Consider the following 23,015-nt stretch of genomic DNA (forward strand, 5'->3'; position numbering starts at 1 on the left):
AAGATGATTGCACTAATCTCTGTTGCTCTTTTTTCACACAGTTTTTCAAACTCAGATGCAGCTTCTCTTGCTGCTTCTATACTCATATCTTTTGGTACAGGAGTTTGGATGCTTTGAATTAGAAGTGGTTTATATGTCTCTTTATAAAGCTCTACATCTCCTACACTAAGCGCGCCAATCGTCTCTCCGTGGTATGAGTTCTTAAGTGAGACAAAAATATTTTTTTCTTTTAGATTATTTTTATGTGCATGAAAACTCATCTTTAGGGCAACTTCAACTGCACTTGAGCCATTATCAGCATAAAAGCATTTTTCTAACCCTTTGGGGGTAAGTTTGACTAACCGCTCAGAGAGTCTAACAACTGGCTCGTGTGTAAATCCAGCAAGTATTACATGTTCGAGAGTATCTAACTGCTCTTTTATCTTTTTATTTATATAACTGTTAGTGTGTCCAAAGATATTAACCCACCAACTGCTAATAGCGTCTATGTACAAGTTACCATCAAAGTCTTCCAAATAGACACCGTGTGCCTTTTTTATAGGAATAAGAGGAAGTGTTTCATGGTCTTTCATTTGAGTACAAGGGTGCCATAGAACAGCTAAATCTCTCTTTTTTAGCTCCTCATTATTCATTTAGAAGATACTGCTTTATACTCATCTGTAACATTTAAATCAACACAAATAAGTAGCCCATATAAGTCTATCTCTAAGCCACTAACATCAAATAGTTCTTCGCCATCAATTCCCAAGAAGATAAATTTTTCATATTTATGGTCTGACTTATCAACATACTTTGAAAAAATAACATAGTGAGCCTCTTTAATTTCAGGGATTCTTGTACTTAAATTAAGATATTTTTCACATGTTCTATCAACTTTATTAAGCTCTAAAACATCAGATTGGATGGTGTTTAAAAGCACTTCTGGTAATTTTGGAAGTTTCTCTTTAATATTTAAATACTTCTCAATATTTTTCATCAAAAATCCTTTTTACGATATATGAAGTATTCTACAATTTTTAGATTTACAATTCTCTTAGTTTATTCAGCCAACTATTTTCTACAGCTATAACTATTCTTTATCAAGGTTTAATACGAATTTACCTAAAATTACACAAATATCACTCACAAGGCTCTATATTCAATGATTACATGGATGCAAAAACATAAAAAATATCTCATAATTACTATCTGGATTTCTACTATTGCTTTTGTTGGAGCTGGTTTTGTTGGCTGGGGTCAATACAATTATGGAGACAAAGCAGGTGCTGTAGCAAAAGTTGGAAGTGTTGAGATAACAATGGGTGAACTTCAAAAAAGTTACTCAAATCTTTATGCTCAATATTCACAGATGTTCAAAGGAGAATTTGATGAAGAAAAGGCGAAAAGTTTTGGACTACAGTCTCAGGCTCTAAATTTTCTAACACAACAAGCACTTGTTTTAAATCTAGCAAAATCATATAGCCTCGAAGTAAGTGATGAAGAGCTTTTAAATGAGATAACATCTAAAGAGTACTTTTTAAAAGATGGTGCTTTTGATAAAGAGCTTTACAAAGATGTTCTCTCTAAAAACAATATTAAAGTAAAAGAGTTTGAAGCTGATGTAAAAAAAGAACTTTTGATTAAAAAAACTCTCTCTCTTTTACCTATTGAAATAAAAGAGAGTGAGCAAAAAATCTTAGATACTGCAATTAGCATTGCAGATAAAATAAACTACAAAGTGTTAAATGCAAACCAAATCACTCTTGATACATCAGATGAATCTTTAAAATCATTTTGGCAAAATATACAAAAAAACTTTATGAGTGAAGTTAGTTATGACATAAAATATATAAAACATGAAAAAGTATCTAATGAGTATGATGATGCAGTATTAAATGAGTATTACGTTGAAAACAGACCTTCTCTAAAAGATAGTGATGGCAAAATCATCCCTTTTGAAGAAGCAAAAGAAAAAATTAAATCTGAGTTAGATGCTAAAGAGTCTAAAAAAGAGGCTCTAAAAAAATATGTTTTATATAAAAAAGGAGAGATTGACGCTTCAGAGTTACAAAGCGCAACTGTCTCTGCTTCAAACAATAGTTTTGGTATCGAAGCACTTGAGGTTATTTCAAAACTTACATCTGCAGCTCCTTTTTCAAAACCTGTTATGGTTGGAGATGATTACTATACATTTGAGCTTCTAACTATAAACCCAGCAAAACCAAAAAGTTTTGAAGAGGCTAAAGAAGAGTTATTACCTATATATCTAAGTGAAGAAAAAAACGCAAAACTTGTAGAGCTAGCAAAGAACTCTTTTGCTACATTTAATGGGAAAACAACCGATTTTATAACAGCAAATGATTCTAATTTACTAACAGATCTAACTAAGGATGAAGCGGATGAATTTTTATCTCTCTTATTTACGTCGCAAAATAGAAGAGGATATATAAATTTAGAGAGTGGAACTGTTGTTATGTATAACGTTTTGGAACAAAAATTGCTCAACAACACTAACACTAATCCAAACAATCCAATTGTTAGATTAAAAAGTGCTATGTTCAATGAAGGCTTAATAAAAAACCTTCAAAACAAGTACAAAACTGAGATTTTCATCAAAGGAATATAAGTTGAGCAGAACTGTTTTAGCCATAGATATAGGTTCAACCAAAATATGCGCAATTATTGCTGAAATTGCTAATGATAAATCAATATCTATAACAGGAGCTGGTGTTTGTAAAGCACAAGGTCTAAAAAGAGGAAGTATTACAAATATAGAACTTGCTTCAAGGTCTATAAAAACTGCATTAAACGATGCTATGCGTGTATCAGGAACAGAAGTAAAATCAGCAATTGTTTCTATTTCTGGAGCTTATACAAAAAGTTTAAACTCAAGCGGAATAGTTAATATTCAAAACAAAGAAGTTAGCTTTAAAGAGATTGAACGTGTAATGCAAGCTTCTCTTTATAACGCAAATATACCAAATGAGTATGAAGTACTTCATGCACTCCCTTATAACTTCAAAGTAGATGATCAAGACTACATAGAAGATCCACTTGGAATGAACGCTTCAAGACTTGAAGTTGATACACATATAATAACAACACAAAAATCAAACCTTAATAACCTAAGAAAAGCAGTCCGCGGCGCTGGCGTTGAAGTTGATAACATAGTTTTAACTGGATATGCATCTTCTATAGCTACATTGAATAGTGATGAAAAAGAGTTAGGAGTAGCACTTATAGATATGGGTGGCAATACAAGTAACATTGTTATTCACTCAGGAAATTCAATAAGATACAATGACTTTTTAGGTGTTGGTTCAAGCCATGTAACAAGTGACTTATCCATGGCTCTACATACACCTTTAAACGTTGCTGATAACGTAAAACTTACCTATGGATCACTCTTAGCACCAAGTAATGATTTGATAGAGATTCCTATCATAGGCAACGAGAATACAACACACGAAGTATCACTTGAAGTAGTTCATAATGTTATCTATGCAAGAGTTGAAGAGACTCTAATGATCTTAGCTCAGTTTATTGAAAATAGCGGGCTTAAAGATAAAATGGGAGCTGGTGTAGTACTAACTGGCGGTTTTTCTCAAATGGAAGGAATCAGAGAGTTAGCAGTTGCTACTTTTGGTTCGGTTCCAGTTAGACTTGCAAAACCAAAAGAGATGCACGGACTCTTTGATAACCTTCGCTCGCCTGAGTACTCTAGCGCGATTGGGCTTGTTATTTATGCCGCTTCTGCCTATACTCTTTATGAGATAGATGTAAATAAGAGAGTAAGACACTCAAATGAGGTGTTTGAAGAGCAGCATAGTATCAACTTAAGAGAAGATACTCAAATTCCAACTCCACCGTTTGAGCAAGATAAACAAGAGTCGATGATGATAAATATTGGGTTAAAAAAAGAGAAGAAAAAAGACGAAGCTGGCGCGTTTAGCAAATTTTGGAACTGGGCTACCCAGTTATTTTAAGGAGAAGATATGGAACCATTTTTAATTGAAGAAGCGTGTAAAGTTAGTGGAGCAAGAATTGTAGCTGTTGGAGTTGGTGGCGGTGGTGGAAACATGATTAGTCATATGATTAAAAATGGCGTTACTGGTATTGAGATGATAATGATAAATACAGATGCTCAAGCCTTAAAAGATTCTACTAATGCAACAACCATTCAGATAGGAACAAAGCTTACAAAAGGCCTTGGCGCTGGTATGAAACCTGAAATTGGTAGAGAGTCTGCTCTAGAGAGTTATGAAGAGATTAAAAATGCACTTCAAGGTGCTGATATAGTATTTATCTCAGCTGGTCTTGGTGGTGGAACTGGTACTGGCGCTGCTCCTGTTGTTGCTAAAATTGCTAAAGAAGTTGATGCGCTAACGATTTCTATCGTTACAAAGCCATTTATGTTTGAAGCTCCAAAAAGATTAAAACTTGCAAAAGCTGGACTTGAAGAGCTTAAAAAAGAGAGTGATTCTATAGTTGTAATACCTAATGATAAACTTCTCTCAATAATTGATAGAAAACTTGGCATAAAAGACAGCTTCAAGATAGTCGATGGTGTTTTAGCTCAAGCTGTTAGTGGAACTGCTGGTGTTATCCTATCAAACGGAGAAGCAGATATCAATCTTGACTTTGCAGACTTAAGAACAGTAATGAGCCATAAAGGCATGGCACTTATGGGTGTAGGTGAACATGAGGGAGAAAATGCAGCTTATGAAGCTATCAAAGCAGCAATTGAATCTCCTCTACTTGACAATGTTTCAATAAATGGTGCAATGGGTGTACTTGTACACTTTAACATGCATCCAAACTTCCCAATGATGGAAATTTCAGATGCTATGGTTGTTGTTCAAGAGAGCGCACATGAAGATGCTGATGTAATATTTGGTACATCAACAGATGATTCTCTTCCTGAGGATTATGTAAAAATAACTATCATTGCAACTGGATTTGAAAAAGATTTAAAAGCTGTAACGAATAATGAAAATTTTGTAAGTGAAGCTTCTTCACATGTTCAAAAAATACGTCCAAGACTTGTTGTTGGTGGAGATTTAGATAGTAGCCATTTAGATATTCCTTCTTACATGAGAATACAACAAGATTAATTTTATCTTCCACATCTTCCCCTTAAGCCCCATATATATGGGGCTATTTTCAATATAAAAAGAGAAAATATGAAAATTTTACCTATTTTTTTAACTGTTTTATCCCCTATTATATTATTTGCTTCTGATATAAGAAGTGAGGAACTCTCAACAAAAAGTATGCAAACACAAAACACTCAAATAACTAAACTTGCAGCTGATGAACTATCAAAAACTCTTCCACAAACAATAGACAAACATACAAAACTTGTAAAAATTCAATCACAAGAAAATGCTCTACTCTATATTTTTGAAATTGATGCAACGCCAAAGAGCGATGAGACGATTAAAAAAGAGGATCATAGTAGAATGAAAGAGGCTGTAACTGTAGGTGTTTGTAGAAGCTTTAAACGTTTCTTAGAAGCAAAAATTACAATTTCATATGTTTATAACAGCGCAAAGAGTAAAGTTGAGTTATTTAGGTTTGATATAGACCACAAAAGTTGTTCTAATCTTTGAGTAATTAAGTAAAAACGTGCTCTTAAAAAATATAATCTCATCCTTAGACTTTTTTTCATCGCTTAGTAATGAAGAGCTAGAACTACTAGCATCTTTTAGTGTAGTTACTGCGTACGATAAAGAGTATGTTGTTCATTATGAAAAAACTCAGAGCAGTTCTTTACTTTTTTTACTAGAGGGCGTTGCAAAAGCTTATAAAATCGATAAGCACAATAATGAAATATTTCTTCACTATATCTATGCTCCATCACTACTTTCTGATATCTCAAGTTTAAAAAAAGAGACTCTTATATCTTTTTCAAACGTCTCACTTATAGAAGACTCAAAAATACTCATCATTGATTACAAAAAATTTAAAGAACATTTTTTATCTAAAGGGCACCTCTGCTTAGAATTTACAAATGAGATAATTTTAAAATCTCAACAGTTGCAATCACTTATAAATAGAGAGTTTATATTTACATCTGTAGCAAAGGTTGCTATGATGCTTCATGATGATATAGAGATGTTTAATTCTCTTAAGAGAACAGAGATTTCTCTTATTTTAAATATTCAACCTGAAACATTATCAAGAGTTTTAAACAGATTAAAAAGAGACAATATAATAGATTCTAAAAATACAAAGATAACTATATTAGACAAAGAAGCTCTACTTTTGGTTTATGAGGAGTAAAACATGAAAAAGATAAAAATTACAGGTGCGTTTATATTTTCATTTTCACTAGCACTAGCGTTTATATTTAATTATACTTCAAAAGGTATCTCTGAGCACAATAAGACACTTGCTGTTATGAATATACAGAAAAATTTTACACAAGAGATCTCTAAAAATATTTTTTACTCTTATAGACACCAAAATACTTCTCTTGAAAAATTAGACAGCTCTATTAAAATGTTTTTTGAGACTATGAATAAAGAAGATATTGGATTACAAAAAAATGAAAAAATAAGAAAATTATGGAATAAATTTTACTTACATGTTCAAAACTTTAGAGATCTTCTAAAGAGTCAGTCAATCTACTCAAATATAATGATAGAAAAAGAGATTAAAGAGATTTATAATATAAATTTAGAGCTTATATTAGAGAGTGATATATTTATAAATCAGCAAATAAAGCTCTTCAACAACACACAAAACAGCTATAAACTTATCCAATATATTCTCTTTTTTGTATTAGTTTTGCTTTTGTTATATCTATTTACACAGCTAAAACCGGTAATGAATTTTGTACAAAAATTTCTTCTTACCTCTAAAGAGATTATCTCAAGCTCTTCTATTAAAGCCTTAAAACCACTTGATATACAAGAGAGCAATAACGATATTTTTGAAGCAAAAGAGAATTTTAATTTTTTGATACAAAAAATAAATGATTCCATAGAATCTTCTTCAAACTCAATGGAACATACATATAAATCACTTGAAATTGTCGAGAAAAATATAGATAATTTAGTAGAATTAATTTATGTTATGAATGAAGATTCAATGAATAAAGAGCTTAGAGACAAAGAAGATGCCATCATACAATCTTTTGAAGAGCTAGGTTCTTCTATGAAAAAATTAAAAAATCTAAAAAATGAGTTAGACAATTTAATTTTATATACAAAATCTTAACTTAAATTTTTAAATTACTTCAATTATTTGACACTAGTCAAACTTTCGCAAATCTTTTTATTCTAATATCATGTCCATAATTTGAGTAATTTTCTAACCTCTCAAATGATTTAAAGGAGATTAAATGACTAAGCATTCCAAAAAGCTTGTTTCATTTCTTATTGGTGCATCTGTAGTCGCTACTGCGTCGTTGGCTGATGGTGAACTAGAAAAAGTTATGAAAGCAAGAGGTCTGAGTGAAGTAGATGTAGTCCGCGCTGCAAAAACTTACAATCCATCAGGCGTAAAAGATGAGTTCGTTGTATTTAGTTCAGCAGGTCAAGCTGGACAAGTTATTGTTTATGGCGTTCCATCAATGAGAATCTTAAAATATATTGGCGTATTTACACCTGAGCCTTGGCAAGGATATGGATTTGACGAAGAGTCAAAGAAAGTTCTAAGACAGGGTAATGTAAGAGGAAGAGAGATCAATTGGGGAGATACTCACCACCCTGCTCTTTCAGAAAAAGATGGAAAATATGATGGTAAATGGTTAGCTATCAATGATAAAGCAAATCCTCGTATTGCTATTATTGACTTAGCTGACTTTGAAACAAAACAAATTGTTGTAAACCCAGTATTTAAATCAGCTCATGGTGGCGCTTTCTTTACTCAAAACAGTGATTATATTATTGAAGCATGTCAATACGCTGCTCCTCTTGATAATAACTACCATCCAATTGAAAACTACAAAGAAGTTTATCGTGGTGGGGCTACTATGTGGAGATTTGATACCAAAAAAGGTAAAATCAACGAAAAAGAGTCTTTTACTATTGAAATGCCTCCATATATGCAAGATTTGAGTGATTCAGGTAAAGGCGCATCTGATGGATGGGGCTTTACTAACTCATTTAACTCTGAGATGTACACAGGTGGAATCGAAGTTGGCATGCCACCAAACGAAGCTGGTATGAGTAGAAATGACACTGACTTTTTACACGTATATAACTGGAAAAAACTTGCAGAAGTTGCAAAAGATCCTAAAAACGTAAAAGTTATAAATAATCATAGAGTTATTCCTATGGATATTGCTGTTAAACACAATGCATTATTCCTAATCCCAGAGCCAAAATCTCCTCATGGTGTTGACGTTTCTCCAGATGGTGAGTACATCACTGTTTGTGGTAAGCTAGATACTCATGCTTCAGTTTTTAAATGGAGTAAAATAAAGAAGCTTATTGATTCTAAAGAGTATGTTGGAAAAGATCCATATGGTATTCCTATTTTGGATATGAAGAAATCACTTCATGGTCAAGCAGAGCTTGGTCTTGGGCCATTGCATAACCAATACTCAAACGTAGATGGTGAGATTTATACATCTTTATATGTTGATAGTCAAATTGTAAAATGGAACTACAAAACACTTAAAGTAATAGACAAAGTAAACGTTCACTATAACGTTGGTCACTTATGTGGAATGGAAGGCAAATCTGCTGATCCTCAAGGAAAATATATTATTTCTTTAAATAAATTAGCACTTGATAGATTCCAAAATGTTGGACCTCTACACCCACAAAATCACCAGTTAATAGATATTAGCGGTAAAAAAATGGACCTTTTAGTTGATATGCCTCTACCTCTTGGTGAGCCTCACCAAGCTGTTGCAATTCGCGCTGAAAAACTTCATGGACATGTAAGATACCCTATGGGTACAAACACTAGAACTGATGAGATTCACGAAGGTAAAACACTTGCTGGTCAAGAGAGAATTGAGAGAAACGGAAACAAAGTTAAGATTTATGCTACTGTTGTTCGCTCACATATCAACCCTGAGAGAATAACTCTAAATAAAGGCGATGAAGTAACATTCTATCTTACAAACCTAGAGCGCGCGCAAGATCAAGCTCACGGATTTACGATAGATAACTACGACATTCATACATCACTTGAGCCAGGTAAAACTTCAAGTCTAAAATTCATTGCTGATATTGAGGGAGTTTTCCCTTACTATTGTACTGAGTTTTGTTCTGCGCTTCACCTAGAGATGATGGGTTATATGATGGTTAAAGACCCAAATAAGAAGTACGAAAGTGCTCAAAAAATGAAGATGCAGACAATGACTCCTGAACAGCTTAAAGCTGAATATGACAAAGTTGTTGCAACAAATGCTGCAACTGATTCTGTAATACAGTCTGTTGTTAAGTTCTTAAAAGATAACAAATACGAAAAACATAAAGCTGTATCTGAACTTGTAAGTGATGCTTTTGCTCAATATAATCAAATTCCACAGCAGAAAAAATTAGCTGATAAAGCTATCAAAGATGGTGATATGGAAAAAGCTATTCTTTTTGAGGGTATGATTTGGCAGCTTATGGTTAAAACAGCTGACGTTGGTATTAGAGCAAAAGACACTCTTGTAAGACTTATTGCTACAAAACAATCAGCTGCTGCTGCTGCTGGTGAAAAAGCATTTGGAGAAGGTGGTTGTGGCGGTTGTCATGTTATCGGTAAAGTTTCATCTGGCCCAGACTTAACAGGTGTTCTTCAAAGACATGGTGCTAATGGAGAAAAATGGGTTAAAGATTTTATTATGAATCCTGAAAAAATGTATGATGACCCTTACGTTAAAGGTATGATTGACTACTTTAATTTAAGTATGCCAAACCAGCATATGAGTGAAAAAGAGACTAAAAGTATTATTGAATACCTAAAATGGATAGATGACAACGCAAATCTATTCTAATATATTGTAATAAAGGGTGTATTAAGGGGGAGAATGAAAATTCTTTCCCTTTTTTTATCTGAAAAAATTAAAAAATCTATAATTTAATCTTATGAAATAAATTTTATTATATAATACTATTTAAAGCAAAAGTTGAGGGTTTGCACTAACTTTCAGGTTTTATTTTATTTAAAAGGAACTGTTTTTATGCATAAAAGTATTATTAAAGCAAGAGTTTTTGCAACACTGGCACTTATAATTTTATCACTATCTTTTACCTTTCCTATGATAGCTTTTCATGGAACATTAAACAAAATTGATACTGGAAAAAAAGATGAAATTTCATCTTTTACTAAAAACATATGGAACCTTTATAACCAAGGTAGATACAAAAGTGTAACAACACCAAAAGAGGCATATAACAACTTAGATGAGATGATATCATCTGCTTCAGAGATAGGCGTTGCATCACTTCCTATCTGGGCTGTATCACTTGAAGCTCCAAACTATCCTAAAGAAGCGTTTCCAGATGGAATTCCAGTATATTTTCATTTTGATGGATATAGCGGAGAAGTACATGAGATGAATACAATCAACCACTACGTAGGTATGGATCCTATGTGGATAGGTGGAATTATTGAGAGAGAAATTGGCATATATGCTCTTTTAACACTTTCTATTGGAATGATCTTTTTTATAGCATATAATAAAAAAATATTAAACTATATTATGTTAGTTCCTGCATCTCTTCCAATTCTTTTTATTGCTGATTACTCTTACTGGCTCTACTGGTTTGGGCACAACCTTCATGACTGGGGCGCATTTAAGATAAAGCCTTTCATGCCTACAGTTTTTGGAGATGGTAAAATTGCTCAGTTTACAACGCACTCATATCCATCAATTGGTTTTTATCTCATTGTAGCAATCGGACTTTTTAGTCTACTTGCATTTTTTGCAAAACAAAAAGCTCTCAAAGAGTTAAATCAGTAATTATGTTCAAGTTAATATTCGCCTTATTGGTTCTGTTTTTACCGCTTCTTGAAGCAAATGTTTTGCAAGAAGCTATAGATAACGCACCAAGTGGCTCAATTTTAAAGCTTCCAGCTGGAGTTTATAAAGGTAATATTATCATTGACAAACCACTTACTATTATAGGTAAAGAGTCTGGTGTAGTAATTGATGGAGAGGGCAAAGGCACTGTCATCAAAGTTAAAAGCTCTTTTGTGACACTTAAAAATCTAAAGATAATTGGCAGTGGTGATAGACACGAGAATATTGACGCAGCTATAGTTCTCTCCGAAGTAAAACAGTGCGAAGTTAGTGATTGTATTATTTATGATTGCCTCTTTGGAATAGATTTACAGATGGTAAGCAACTCAATAATTTCAAATAACACTATAACTTCTAAAGATTTTGATTTAGGATTAAGAGGGGATGGCTTAAGACTCTGGTATAGCAATGACAATATCATAAAGAAAAACTCTCTCATTCGTTCTCGTGACATGGTTGTATGGTATAGCCATGGAAATACAATTGAAGATAATTTTGGTGAACATTGTAGATACTCTTTGCATTTTATGTATGCTGGTAAAAATCATGTTATAAACAATAGATACCAGTACAACTCAGTTGGCATATTTTTTATGTACTCTAAAGATACTATAGCGACTGGCAATATTATAAAAAGCTCTCTGGGTGCTACTGGTATGGGAATAGGTATAAAAGAGGTTAGTAACTTTACAATCAAAGACAATACTATACTCTATTGTGCGCAAGGGATGTATATAGATAGATCACCTTTTGAGCCAGATACAAACAACTGGATTGAAGACAATAATATACTATACAACGCTGAAGCGCTTCACTTTCACTCACTTAGTGAAAACAATATTATTAAGAATAATAAAATAATGGGCAATATTGAAGATGTAGTAAATGATGGCAGATCTAGTAAAACTTACAATAATGAAATACTTAGAAATTATTGGGATAATTATGAAGGATTTGACAAAGATGGAGATAACATAGGAGATACGCCTCACAAGGTTTATCAATACGCAGATCAACTCTGGGTTTACAATCCCGATGTAAAGTTCTTTTATGGCTCACCAGTTATTTCTTTGCTTAATTTTTTAGCAAAGTTAGCCCCATTTACAAAACCGCTCTTTTTGTTTGAAGACAAAGAGCCGATAGTTAAAGTTAAAGGATAAATTTTGCAAACAGTTAAAACAGATAAAAGAGAGTTTTTAAAAAACTCCACTTTAGGCGTTTTAGGACTTGTTTTAGGTGGGGGAATGGTTTTTTCTCCATATATCTTAAAGGCAGAAAATAGATTAAGACCACCCGGTGCAGTTGATGAGAAAAAATTTTTAGCACTATGTATAAAATGTGGCCAATGTCTTCAAGTTTGCCCTTATCACTCTATAAAGCTCTCTGATTTTATAAACGGTCATGGAGTAGGAACTCCATATATTGATGCAAACGAGAGAGGTTGCTATGCTTGTAGCGCCGTTCCTTGTGTACTTGCATGTCCGAGTGGAGCACTTGATCATAGTTGCGAAAAACCTCAAGATATTAAAATGGGAATAGCTGTTTTAGAGTTCCCAAACACATGTATTGCTATGACAAATACGCCTATTCCAGAGGGCTACAATATGCAAATGCATAAATTTACTAATAGTGTCGTAAATACCAATGAGCTTGAGAGTGAGCTTTTAGAAAAATTTGATTCATATGAGGGTAAGCCTTGTACTTTGTGTGCTGACATGTGCCCTATTCCAAATCCACTTAGCGCAATTGCGATGGTTAAAGATAGTGGCGGTGGAAGTAGACCTGAGATATATGATGGTTGTATCGGCTGTGGAGTTTGTCAAGAAGTTTGTCCAACCTATATACCTTCTATAGTTGTAAAACCTAGAGTTACTTATGAACAATTTTATACATATAAAAATTAGGGTAAAAAATGAAAATAGATAAAATAATCTTAGCTTCTACAATTGTTTTACTTGGCTTATTTAGTGGCTGTAGTGATAATGCGGATAAAGAGAATAAAAAAAGCGTCTCTGCAAATGAAATAACCTCTGCGCAAAATATTGAAGTAGTAAAAAATGAAAATGCGCTCGATATAAAGGTTGCTCAAAAAGTGAGTGACACAAATCAGAGTAGTTCATACTACTATGACTACAATAAGCAAGCCTCTAGCGATACTTCTGCAAAATCAAACCCAAGAACTCCTATTGATGCAAATCTGCATGTAAGAAGCCCTTATGAGAGCGTAGAAATCTCAATGATTGTTAAAAGACTAAGCAAAAACTTTATCGTAAAATGTTCTGCATGTCATAATGATTATGCAAATGGTGTTATCGGGCCATCACTTCTAGGTAAAGATGCAGATTTCATATTTGAAAAGATTTCAAAATTTAAAGATGGTTCTGCTAAAAATGTATTTATGAAAGATCTTGTTAGTCAGATGGATACAGCTGAGATAAGGTCATTGGCAGATGAAATTTATGAATTTAACAAAAAAATTAAAGAGATGAAAAAATAGATATGAAAAATATTATTGTAGCAACACTAACACTATTTATTATTGGTTTAATGGCTTATACTGCTTCTATAGGAAGAGCGTATCATGGCGGAGAGTACTCAAGAGTCATAGACGACATAGGTTCTAATGAAAATACACAAATGCAAAGAGCAACTCCAGAAGTAGCGCCTTTAGAAGAAAAAAGCGATGAAGAAAAAGACTCAGAGCAGCTTCAAGCACTTAAAGACAAAGCCGGAAGCGTTGGTGATGTAAAGGTAAGTGTTGCATATAAGAGCAAGTGTTCTGCTTGTCATGGAGCTAATGGCTCTGGAGAACAAGACGGAAGAAAACTTATGGGTCCAAAACTTTATGGACAAGATGCAGATAAACTATACAAAGATTTGATAGATTTCAAAGCAGGCAGAAAAGAAAACATTATCATGAAGGGACTTCTAATCAATACCACAGAAGAGGAGTTAAGAAGTTATGCTGATGAGATTGGTGCATTTTCTTCTCAAGTTCAAGAGTAAGAGGTGAAGTATCATGGATAAATATAACAATAGAGAGACCATAAAACACTCCTCATTTTTCTCAACTTTCTTTGATAGAACAAAAAGTGGTAAGAAGATTTTTAGCTATAGAATGAAGAGATGGATTTTGATTATTTCTATCCATCTTCTCTTTTTTCTATCTTTTCACATTGATATACAGACACTAGAGGGAACACTTAATGGTTCAAGATTTTTAGGGTTTCATTTAGTAGATATTTTTACAACTATGCAGCTTTTCTTAGCTACTCATGAGCTTCCTGTAAATATAATTATTGGAACAGTTACAATTTTGATTGTATATCTATTGGTAGGTGGAAGAAGCTATTGTGCATGGGTTTGTCCTTATGGTCTACTTAGTGAAATAGGCGAGAAATGGCACAATACACTTGTAAATAAAAAGATTATCAAAGAGAGAAAATTTGATCATAGAGTCAGACATATATTTTGGGCTATATTTTTAATCCTCTCTTTTTTTAGTGGTTATTTAGTTTTTGAAACCTTTAACGTTGTGGGAATCCTTAGCCGTATGGTTGCTTATGGGTGGAGTTTAGCTCTTGTATGGGTTGTGGTTGTTTTTGCTATGGAAGTTTTTTACTCTCGCAGAGCTTGGTGTACATATATCTGTCCAATTGGGACAACTTATGGTTATATAGGCAAAGTGTCAGCTCTTAGAGTTGAGTGGAATGACAACTGTGACCACTGTATGGTTTGTCATGATGTCTGTTTTGAAAATCAGGTTTTAGAGATTACTAGAGCAAAATATGATGAGCAAAGAGAAGAAAAAGGGATAACAAGAGAGTACATCACCGGTGCAGACTGCACACTTTGTGGAAGATGTATAGATGTTTGCCATTCTGATGCGCTTAAATTTGATTTTAGATTAAAGAACTTGGTGTAACAGATGATAGAGATAAAAAACCTTACAAAAAAATTTGGCTCTCACGTATCACTTGATAATGTGAGCTGTAGTTTCAAAAAAAATGATTCAGTTGCACTAATGGGAGCAAACGGAGCTGGTAAAACAACGCTTATACGCTCTATTTTAGGCTATTATCATCCAGATAGCGGGGAAGTTCTAATAAATGGTTCAAACCCGATAAAAGAGCGTATTAAGGTACTTCAAGACATTAGTTTTGTTCCACAACTTCCACCTCCTATCAAGCTAAGCATCCAAGAGCTTATGCACTACATAAGTGTAAGTGCCAACGTTGAAGTAGAACTCATTAAGCACTATGCAAATGAGATGAAACTAGATATCAGCGCAAATCTTAGTAAATCATTTTTCAAACTAAGCGGAGGAATGAAGCAAAAACTTCTTATCGCAATTAGTTTGGCAAAAAAAAGTAGCATAATCATCTATGATGAGCCAACAGCAAATCTTGACCCAAAAGCAAGAGATGATTTTTACAGACTTCTTAGAAAAAATGAAGATGAGAAGACGCTTTTGTTTGTTACTCATAGATTAGAAGAGGTTCAAGAGCTTGTAAATAGACAGATATATATGGATATGGGAAAAATTATTTCAGATGAAATTTTTTAGTTTTATCGCTTCTCTTATTTTTCTTCTGTTTATATCTGCATGTAGCTCATCAGATGCAACAACCTCAGAAAATAAAAAAAGTTGCCCAAAATGCAACATGCCTCTACCCTCATCAAACATCCATACTGCAAAGCTTCAAGATGCTTCTCAAAACTACTATTTTGACGATTTTGGATGTCTTGTTTTATGGGCAAAAGAGAAAAATATATCTTTGGATGGTAAAAAGATAGAAGTTTTCTCAAACGATACAAACAGATATATAGATGCTAAGATGGCTTATTTTATTATCAATGATAAAACACCCATGAATTATGGATTTGGCGCATATGAAAATGAAGTAAGTAACTCTATAAAATCAGATGAAGTGGAGCTAAAAATGCTCAGGGGTGAGCATATGGCAAACCCAAAAATTAGAAAACAGATATTAGGGCAATAAAGGAGCGTTTTTTTGAAAAATTTATATTTAATTGCGTACTTAGATTTAAAAGAGTCTATCAGAGCAAAATGGTTCTTAGTCTACTCACTCGTCTTTGGTGGACTTATCGCTCTATTTTTTATAGCAGGTGTTACAGAGTCCCAAGTTATGGGCTTTAGTGGACTTAGCAGACTATTACTTATGTATATTCAAATTACGATTGTTATACTTCCTATTTTTATTTTGATAACAACAGTTCGCTCAATTTCTGGAGATAGAGATAACCACATCCTAGAGTACATGTTATCTTTTCCTATCTCACTAAAACAATACTACTGGGGCAAAATCATAGGCAGATTTATCACTGTTTATATCCCTGTACTTTTTGCTATGATAATTGCTATTGTTTATGGCGCGATGAAGGGTGCTGATATACCTTGGAGCATCTTCTTCTTATATACTGGGCTTCTCTTTTCACTATCGAGTACATTTTTGGGAATAGCATTTTTTATCTCTTCTTTTGTAAAGTCCTCAGAAGTAGCCCTTGGCATCGCATTTTTTATCTGGATATTTCTGCTTGCTTTTATTGATATAGCACTTATATCTCTTATGATGCAACAGAGATTTAACGAAGGATTTATTATCTTTATAGCGATGATAAACCCTATGGAGCTATTTAGAGTAGCTGCTATTTCACTCTTTGACCCTGAGCTTACTGTTATGGGTCCTGTTGCATATTATATTCTTGATTTGATGAGCCAAAGAGCTTTTGTACTGCTCTCAATTGGTTATCCATTACTTTTAGGCGTACTGTTTGCTTGGTTTGGATTTATGATATTTAAGAAAAAAGATTTAGTTTAAGGAGAAGATAGATGAAAAAAATTCTATTAGCATTGGTGCTTATGAGCTCTTTGTTGTTTTCATATTCAATGGATTATGATAAAGATAGTGAGTGTTTAGTCAGAAAAATGAAGGTTTATAAAAATCCTCAATGGGTATCTAAAATAGAGCTAACCGATGGAAAAAAACTATTTTTTAGTAGTCCAAAATCTATGTTTGAGTTTTATCATCAGCCAGGACGTTGGTTTGATATCGGAGTTAAGAGCGAAGAGGATTTCAAAGATATCTTAGTTACTGACTACAACTCTCATCTACCGATAAACGCAAAAGGCGCTTTTTATGTTTATGGAAGCTCTATTACGTCTCCAGCAGGTGATGATTTAGTTCCATTTAAAAGTTACGAAGAAGCTCAAGCTTTTGCTAGTAAATATAATGGCAAAAGAGTTTTTAGCTTCACAGATGTAAAGGAGTCTTTAATTAGACTTCTAAATAATAATCTTTAAGATATCCCTCAAAGCAGCAATACCCTCTTATACTCTTAAAATAAGCCTTTAAAAAGGGTTATTAACACTCTATTAACAAATAATTAACATCCCATTTATACTGAATATATACACTTATAACAATAAATTTCTCGAGAGAGAAGTTTAAATATTACGCCTAAAACAGGGCAGAACTTAAAGGATGTGTTATGAAAAAAATTCTATTGGCGTGTTTGTTAACTTTCTCAGCTTGGGCCGCAGAAACAAATGTTTACAAGGTTTCTTACAATGTTGGGGTTGAGAAAACTCTAGAAAATATGCTTAAGCAGTTTAAAGCAGAAGGACTTCTAGTTGTTTGGCAGTTAGATATTTTAGCAGAGTTTAAAGAGAGAGGTTTAGATAAGAAACTTGGTGAGGATTTTAATAGACCTAAATTAGACGCTGTTAGAACTATGATTGTATGTAATGGTATGCTTGGTAATGCTATTGTAAATGCTGATGCTGATATGATGGCATATTGCCCTGTTCGTATAACATTAACTGAAAAAGATGGTGTTACAACTATTTTATACGTTCGCCCTTCTTCAGCTCCTAGAGATTCTAAAGCGTATCCAGCTCTTCTTAAATTAGAGAACAAAGTTACTAAGGCTATTGAAGCTTCAATGGAAATGGAATAACAAAATATCTACTTTCAAACTTTCGCTTTTTGCGGAAGTTTGTCTCCCTTTTTAAATAAACTCTCTTAAATATAAACTTCTTATATACTGCAAAATCATCTTACTTTTCAAACCAGACTATTAATAAGCTTATAGTTACTGTTGCAATAACTACAAAAGCACAGTGAATAACTGCATGATACAGTGTTGATTGCTATTTAATCTAAAGCAGAAATAGTCATTATAGTAAGTAGTGTTTTATTTATGTGTATTAGATAGCTATACAGTAATAAATTACTATATTTGTTTTACTTTAGGATATATAGGCCCCAAAGAGGAGAGCCTATAGTTTTAAACTAGGAGAATTTATTATCAAGTTAGATTATCTAACCTGATAATGTTATAGGAGAGGACTAATAATTAAAATGTATATGATGCAACGATACGATAGTGGTTTTGTCTTCTTTCTGTAATCCCACCAGCTGTTACACCGTTATACTCACTTACGCGTCTTGAATTAAATACTCTAAAGAACCAGTTCTCATCGTATTTGTAATTAAGAGCAACATCGATTTCATAAGCATCATCATTTGCGCTCAATACACCAGTTGGTCCAGACGCTGCTCGCCCTTTTGTGTCTGATTTGCCATACTCTGCATAATCAACCATAAACTTCATACCCTTCATGATCATATAGTGTCCACCAACTATATAAGCCTCTACATCATCTCTATAAGCATTTCTTGAGAAGATTGTACTTGTATAAGCTGGATCTGCGCCCCATGCGTTAAAAAAGCCCATTTCTGAAGCTGTATCACTTTGATCACCAGATTTATTTACAGCAGTATATACACCCCACTTCTTAGTGCCTAATGCTACTTTAGCACCCATCATATTAAAATCTTTTTTGCCAGCTAGTGCATTACCCGTGTCTTTTTGCATTAGGTACTGAGCATTTAAGCTCACCGCCATATCATCAACAACAGGGATTTTATATCCTAACTCTGCATAGTAATCATTTACAACATCATCTGAATGATAAGCCCAAAGATCAGCTTTTAGATTTTTTATACCACTATACGTAGCACCTAAAATAGTACGACCATCAGTATCGCCAGTTAGTCCAGCAATTTTACCCATACTAAGGAATCTTGCTTGTTCAACTGTTCCGCCCTGTTGAACAAACTTAGTAGCTGCTCCACCAGTTGTTGATCCCTCACCGATAAGTCCAAAGTCAGTTGCAGCGCGAGAACCCATAGACATTTTTGTAATCTGTCCAGCAGTTAAGCGAAGTCCATCTATTACATTTGTACCAAGCATATATGCCTCATAAAAGTTTGGCATAAGTGATACTTGAATCTTTGTAAGTGGAGTATCAAGAGTTTGTCTTCCAAGCTTTGCATCAAAATACTCATGTTTATATGAAACATAAAGCTCACCCATTAAAGCTTTTGATTTTCCATCTTTATCTACAACTAATCCCCCAGCAGCTTTTCCACCATCATCTGGAGTCCAGTCTGTTAAGCCACCATCACCATTAACGTACATACCAACACCTACTTTTAGGTTGTCTACTATAGTATCTGGTGTTTCATATTTTAACTTTACCAAATAGCCGCCACCATCATTTGGAGCCCAGCCATTCTTTTTATCATCAATAACATAGATACCTTTTAACATAAAGTCTAAAGTTCCGCCCTTATAACCATTTACGTCAATATCTGCCCCATGAAGCATTGCACTTCCTGCTAGAGCTGCTGCTAGCGAGAGTTTTATAGCTTTTTTCATCTATAAGCCTTTTTGTTAATTTTATTCTGTAGCTTAAACAGTATCATAAAAATAAAATATGTTCAAACTACATGTTTGTAGTATAAGTAAACAATATAAATTAGATGTTAATTTTTTGTTAATGAATTGTTAACAGAGTCATCTTTGAGATTAATACTAAAACAGTTAAGAGAGTTGTTATACTCATGTGAGAGGGAGTACTCATGTTTTTCTAAAATATAATTCACTATATATAATCCAAGCCCAAAGCTATCACTTATATTTGAATCACATTTTGTAAAAGGTTGAGTATAGTACTCTAAAGGAGACTCTAACGTATTACCTTTACTATAAAAATTTATACTGTTATCTTGAAATTTTATATATACGTTTGAGTCGCTAGAGTATTTAATCCCATTGTCAATGAGGTTTTTAAATACTATGCTCATTAGCTCAAAATCAGCCTCTATTGTTTTATTTTCTAAGTTGTTATCTATACTTCCTATCTCTAAAAATAACAAATCAACAGCATTATCTAAAATATCGCTCAAGCGGTAACTCTTTTTATCTATATAACAATCACAAGCTGTTATATTTTCAATCTGCACTATCTCTTTTGTCAGCAGATTAAGTCTCAAAAAAACATTGCTTAAAATATCTTTTGTGCGAGAATCCTCTAAAAACTCTAAAGAGAGTCTTCCTTTTGTTATTGGCGTTTTTAGCTCATGCGTTATATTTCTTATAAAAATAGCTCTTGAGTTTATCATAGCCTTTATCTTTTTTACCGCTTTATCAAACTCATTTGATACCTCTGCAATCTCATCTTTGCCACTTGAGAGTAAATCTATATCCATATCCCCTTCTCCAAAGCGTCGAATCTGTATTTGAAGATGTTTTAGCGGATATATACTTATTGCAATTGAGAGAAAAAGCGTAAATAAAATTAAAATGAAAGCTACATACAACCACCACATATAGTAAACATCTATAGGCTTTGTATCTAAATCTTTTAAAATCATACTCCCAGTACTTTGGGGTGTAATCATATATCTATAATTATCTTTTTCATATAGATCAAAATTTTGCATACCACAAGAGATGGTCTCAAATTTTTCACCTCTTATAATATCTTCATGGATTGCTTTATCTAAGATTATCTCTATATTTTCTTTTTTTAGGTTTTGTAAAAACTGCTCTTTAGTCTCTTTTCCAATATGCCAAAGCATTACATACTTTGCAACTTGATGATAGTGGACTTTTAAATTTTCTTTGATTGATATAAATTCATACTCAAACATCATCTTAAAAAGAAATGTCATTGCAAAAAATGCAACTAAAAAGAAAAGGCTTATTTTTAAAATTATTGAATTTTTATTCAACTCTTCATCCTATATCCTATCCCACGGATAGACTCTATATATGTAGGAGTTCTTGGGTTATCAAGAAGTTTAGCTCGTAACCTACTTACAATAACATCAATACTTCTCTCATCGCTCTCCCAGTTTAAGCCCTCAACCGCATCTAAGATAGTTCCACGGCTAAGTACTATCCCTCTTTGGTTGATAAAAAGTGCTAGCAGCCCATATTCAGCCACTGTTAAATCTAGAGCGTTATCTTTATGGTAAATAATCATCTTAGATGTATCGATTTTAAAATCTCCAAAGAGCTCTTCTTTTGATAATTGTGGATTAGTTTTTTTGCGTCTTAACATGGCATGAATTCTAGCAACCAGCTCTCTTGGGTCATAAGGTTTTGGCAGATAATCATCTGCTCCTTTTTCAAGGCCGAGAACTTTATCGCTTATTTCATCCCTTGCGGAGGAGATAATTATAGGCGTATCAAAAGAGGCAGATATCTTCTCACAAAGGAAAAGACCATCCATTTTTGGGAGTGTTAAATCAAGGATTATAAGATCATAATTATTATTTTTAAGGTGCTCTATTACTATAGTGGGATCAGAGATTATATTAACTTTTATCCCACAGTTGATAAGATAATCAGAAGTTAGCTCTGCTAATATCTCATCATCTTCAACCATTAAAACAGTAATATTTTCTTGTGCCACTTATGCCACCTTGCTCTATATATTTGTTTTACAGAGCAATTCTACACAAACTATGAGTATACTTACCTAAAAATCAAACTTTTCTGATTTTAAAACTCTAAACTTCGTAAACTCTTTGTTTGCTTCAAGGCCTAATTTTTTAGCGCCCTCTTCTGTTATCCTTTGAACTCCAAGAGTAAGTGTTAACTTGTCACCTGCTTTAAGCACAGTTGAGAAAGGAACCTCTTTTTTTGCATATATAAGAGTATCTTTTAAAAGAGAGTTGGCACTCCATGGCATAACTTCTTTACCATCTTTTGCTAAGAGTCTCTCAAATACAAAAGGCTCTAGGGTAATAATTTTGCCATCTCTTAAAATCGTAGCTTTAAGACTTCCAGCACGCAAAGCTTGGCCAAAGAGTGCATGGTTTGATTTGTTTGTAATTAAGACATCAAAACCTTGAGCTTTTTTTGTAACTTTAAAATCTATATACTCACCCATCTTATCGTTCATGTGGTATATACCCGCGATTCCATGAAATGCGTGAGTTTTTGTCTCATTTATACTTACTTTAGAGCCAACTACTTGAGGCATATGGCATGTAACACAGCTGTTTTCATCTTTTTCATTAATTACTGCATCTAGCATTGTGATATCAAAACTATGCTCATTGTTTACATGAGAGTGGCAACCCATACATACATTACCGCTGTAAAAGTTCTCATTATCATAGTTTATTTTGTGAAAAGGAGAGCTTTTTGGCTCTTTTACAAGTCCAAACCAAGATTTCTCAGTTTTAAAAGAGACATTTCCTTTTTTGCCTTTTTCTGCAGTATAAAACTCTCTATGCTTATCTGATAAAATATTAGTGTTAGACTCTTCACCCTCTTCTACCTCTTTTATATTATGACAATATACACATGAAATAGGCTCTTGAACTTGAGTTTCATTTCTTGTAAGTATTCCCTGCTTTAGAGATTTTTCATCGCCTGGAGAGTGGCATTTTGCACATGATGCATAACCTTTTTCATCTTTTGGATGAGCATCCCACATCGCTGCATGTATAGGATTGTTATATACTGAAGCATTTCTATGAGAAGATTGATAATACTCCTCAAATATAATAGGGTGACATTTTTGACAGACCTTACTCTCATTTGCAAATAAAACAGTTGCAAAAAAAGATATAAGAAAAGGTAAAACAAGAAAGCGCATGACTAACTCCATTATGAATTTCATGTATTCTAACGAAGCTAGCAAAAAGATTTATTGATATGTGCCAGAAAAAGC

The 23,015-nt window shown here is 33.3% G+C and carries 24 protein-coding genes; 18 read left to right on the top strand and 6 right to left on the bottom strand.

Translation table 11 applies throughout. The features are described from left to right. On the bottom strand, positions 1–632 hold a 632-nt coding region (locus tag PHI38_RS03365; protein WP_299852846.1), incomplete at its 3' end, for an aminotransferase class III-fold pyridoxal phosphate-dependent enzyme. Continuing rightward, complete coding sequence (locus PHI38_RS03370) at positions 629–976, bottom strand: hypothetical protein (protein ID WP_299852848.1); 348 nt, start codon at positions 974–976, stop codon at positions 629–631. The genes PHI38_RS03365 and PHI38_RS03370, both read right to left, overlap by 4 nt. Before the next feature lie 165 nt (positions 977–1,141). Between PHI38_RS03370 and PHI38_RS03375 the strand changes: the two genes are divergently transcribed. The 18 genes from PHI38_RS03375 (at position 1,142) to PHI38_RS03460 (ending at position 17,935) form a co-directional block, all read left to right on the top strand. Next, positions 1,142–2,605, top strand: coding sequence for a peptidylprolyl isomerase (locus PHI38_RS03375; protein ID WP_299852850.1), 1,464 nt, complete (start codon positions 1,142–1,144; stop codon positions 2,603–2,605). 1 nt (position 2,606) lies between these two features. Then, positions 2,607–3,965 carry a cell division protein FtsA gene (gene ftsA / locus PHI38_RS03380; RefSeq protein WP_299852852.1) on the top strand — a complete coding sequence of 453 codons (1,359 nt, stop codon included), beginning with the start codon at positions 2,607–2,609 and terminating at the stop codon, positions 3,963–3,965. Positions 3,966–3,974: 9 nt separating this feature from the next. Continuing rightward, complete coding sequence (gene ftsZ, locus PHI38_RS03385; RefSeq protein ID WP_299852854.1) at positions 3,975–5,093, top strand: cell division protein FtsZ; 1,119 nt, start codon at positions 3,975–3,977, stop codon at positions 5,091–5,093. 69 nt (positions 5,094–5,162) lie between these two features. Beyond that, complete coding sequence (locus tag PHI38_RS03390; RefSeq protein ID WP_299852856.1) at positions 5,163–5,591, top strand: hypothetical protein; 429 nt, start codon at positions 5,163–5,165, stop codon at positions 5,589–5,591. Between the two features lie 16 nt (positions 5,592–5,607). Continuing rightward, complete coding sequence (locus PHI38_RS03395; protein WP_299852858.1) at positions 5,608–6,264, top strand: Crp/Fnr family transcriptional regulator; 657 nt, start codon at positions 5,608–5,610, stop codon at positions 6,262–6,264. A gap of 3 nt (positions 6,265–6,267) precedes the next feature. Then, on the top strand, positions 6,268–7,203 hold the full coding sequence (locus PHI38_RS03400) for a hypothetical protein (RefSeq protein WP_299852860.1): 936 nt from the start codon (positions 6,268–6,270) through the stop codon (positions 7,201–7,203). A gap of 124 nt (positions 7,204–7,327) precedes the next feature. Further along, complete coding sequence (gene nosZ, locus PHI38_RS03405; protein ID WP_299852862.1) at positions 7,328–9,925, top strand: Sec-dependent nitrous-oxide reductase; 2,598 nt, start codon at positions 7,328–7,330, stop codon at positions 9,923–9,925. A gap of 186 nt (positions 9,926–10,111) precedes the next feature. Next, positions 10,112–10,894: a cytochrome C gene (locus PHI38_RS03410; RefSeq protein WP_299852864.1), complete on the top strand. Its 783-nt coding sequence runs from the start codon at positions 10,112–10,114 to the stop codon at positions 10,892–10,894. A gap of 2 nt (positions 10,895–10,896) precedes the next feature. After that, positions 10,897–12,114 (top strand): nitrous oxide reductase family maturation protein NosD, encoded by a 1,218-nt coding sequence (locus PHI38_RS03415; RefSeq protein WP_299852866.1) that lies wholly within the window; start codon positions 10,897–10,899, stop codon positions 12,112–12,114. Positions 12,115–12,117: 3 nt separating this feature from the next. After that, positions 12,118–12,858, top strand: a complete 741-nt coding sequence (locus tag PHI38_RS03420; protein ID WP_299852869.1) for a 4Fe-4S dicluster domain-containing protein — start codon at positions 12,118–12,120, stop codon at positions 12,856–12,858. Positions 12,859–12,866: 8 nt separating this feature from the next. Beyond that, complete coding sequence (locus PHI38_RS03425) at positions 12,867–13,451, top strand: hypothetical protein (RefSeq protein WP_299852871.1); 585 nt, start codon at positions 12,867–12,869, stop codon at positions 13,449–13,451. 2 nt (positions 13,452–13,453) lie between these two features. Then, positions 13,454–13,960 (top strand): c-type cytochrome, encoded by a 507-nt coding sequence (locus PHI38_RS03430; protein ID WP_299852873.1) that lies wholly within the window; start codon positions 13,454–13,456, stop codon positions 13,958–13,960. 13 nt (positions 13,961–13,973) lie between these two features. Next, positions 13,974–14,879, top strand: coding sequence for a NapH/MauN family ferredoxin-type protein (locus tag PHI38_RS03435; RefSeq protein ID WP_299852875.1), 906 nt, complete (start codon positions 13,974–13,976; stop codon positions 14,877–14,879). A gap of 3 nt (positions 14,880–14,882) precedes the next feature. Next, complete coding sequence (locus tag PHI38_RS03440; RefSeq protein WP_299852877.1) at positions 14,883–15,521, top strand: ABC transporter ATP-binding protein; 639 nt, start codon at positions 14,883–14,885, stop codon at positions 15,519–15,521. Continuing rightward, complete coding sequence (locus tag PHI38_RS03445) at positions 15,508–15,957, top strand: hypothetical protein (protein ID WP_299852878.1); 450 nt, start codon at positions 15,508–15,510, stop codon at positions 15,955–15,957. The genes PHI38_RS03440 and PHI38_RS03445 overlap by 14 nt, the downstream gene beginning before the upstream one ends. Positions 15,958–15,969: 12 nt before the next feature. Next, positions 15,970–16,797 carry an ABC transporter permease subunit gene (locus PHI38_RS03450; protein ID WP_299852880.1) on the top strand — a complete coding sequence of 276 codons (828 nt, stop codon included), beginning with the start codon at positions 15,970–15,972 and terminating at the stop codon, positions 16,795–16,797. Between the two features lie 11 nt (positions 16,798–16,808). Continuing rightward, positions 16,809–17,279 carry a nitrous oxide reductase accessory protein NosL gene (locus PHI38_RS03455; RefSeq protein WP_299852882.1) on the top strand — a complete coding sequence of 157 codons (471 nt, stop codon included), beginning with the start codon at positions 16,809–16,811 and terminating at the stop codon, positions 17,277–17,279. A gap of 188 nt (positions 17,280–17,467) precedes the next feature. Then, positions 17,468–17,935, top strand: coding sequence for a DUF302 domain-containing protein (locus tag PHI38_RS03460; protein ID WP_299852884.1), 468 nt, complete (start codon positions 17,468–17,470; stop codon positions 17,933–17,935). A gap of 399 nt (positions 17,936–18,334) precedes the next feature. On the opposite strand, the gene PHI38_RS03465 is transcribed toward PHI38_RS03460, so the two are convergent. From PHI38_RS03465 to PHI38_RS03480, 4 genes are all read right to left on the bottom strand, one after another. Continuing rightward, positions 18,335–19,702, bottom strand: a complete 1,368-nt coding sequence (locus PHI38_RS03465) for an OprD family outer membrane porin (RefSeq protein WP_299852886.1) — start codon at positions 19,700–19,702, stop codon at positions 18,335–18,337. Positions 19,703–19,809: 107 nt separating this feature from the next. Beyond that, on the bottom strand, positions 19,810–21,060 hold the full coding sequence (locus PHI38_RS03470) for an ArsS family sensor histidine kinase (RefSeq protein WP_299852888.1): 1,251 nt from the start codon (positions 21,058–21,060) through the stop codon (positions 19,810–19,812). Beyond that, entirely contained in the window at positions 21,057–21,746 is a 690-nt protein-coding gene (locus PHI38_RS03475; RefSeq protein ID WP_299852890.1) for a response regulator transcription factor, read from the bottom strand. The genes PHI38_RS03470 and PHI38_RS03475 overlap by 4 nt, the downstream gene beginning before the upstream one ends. A gap of 66 nt (positions 21,747–21,812) precedes the next feature. Then, the gene (locus tag PHI38_RS03480) at positions 21,813–22,940 is read right to left on the bottom strand and encodes a multiheme c-type cytochrome (protein ID WP_299852892.1); all 1,128 of its coding nucleotides are present in this window, start codon (positions 22,938–22,940) and stop codon (positions 21,813–21,815) included. Between the last annotated feature and the right edge of the window lie 75 nt (positions 22,941–23,015).

This window comes from Sulfurimonas sp., assembly GCF_028694895.1.
In the GTDB taxonomy this organism is placed as follows: Bacteria; Campylobacterota; Campylobacteria; order Campylobacterales; family Sulfurimonadaceae; genus Sulfurimonas.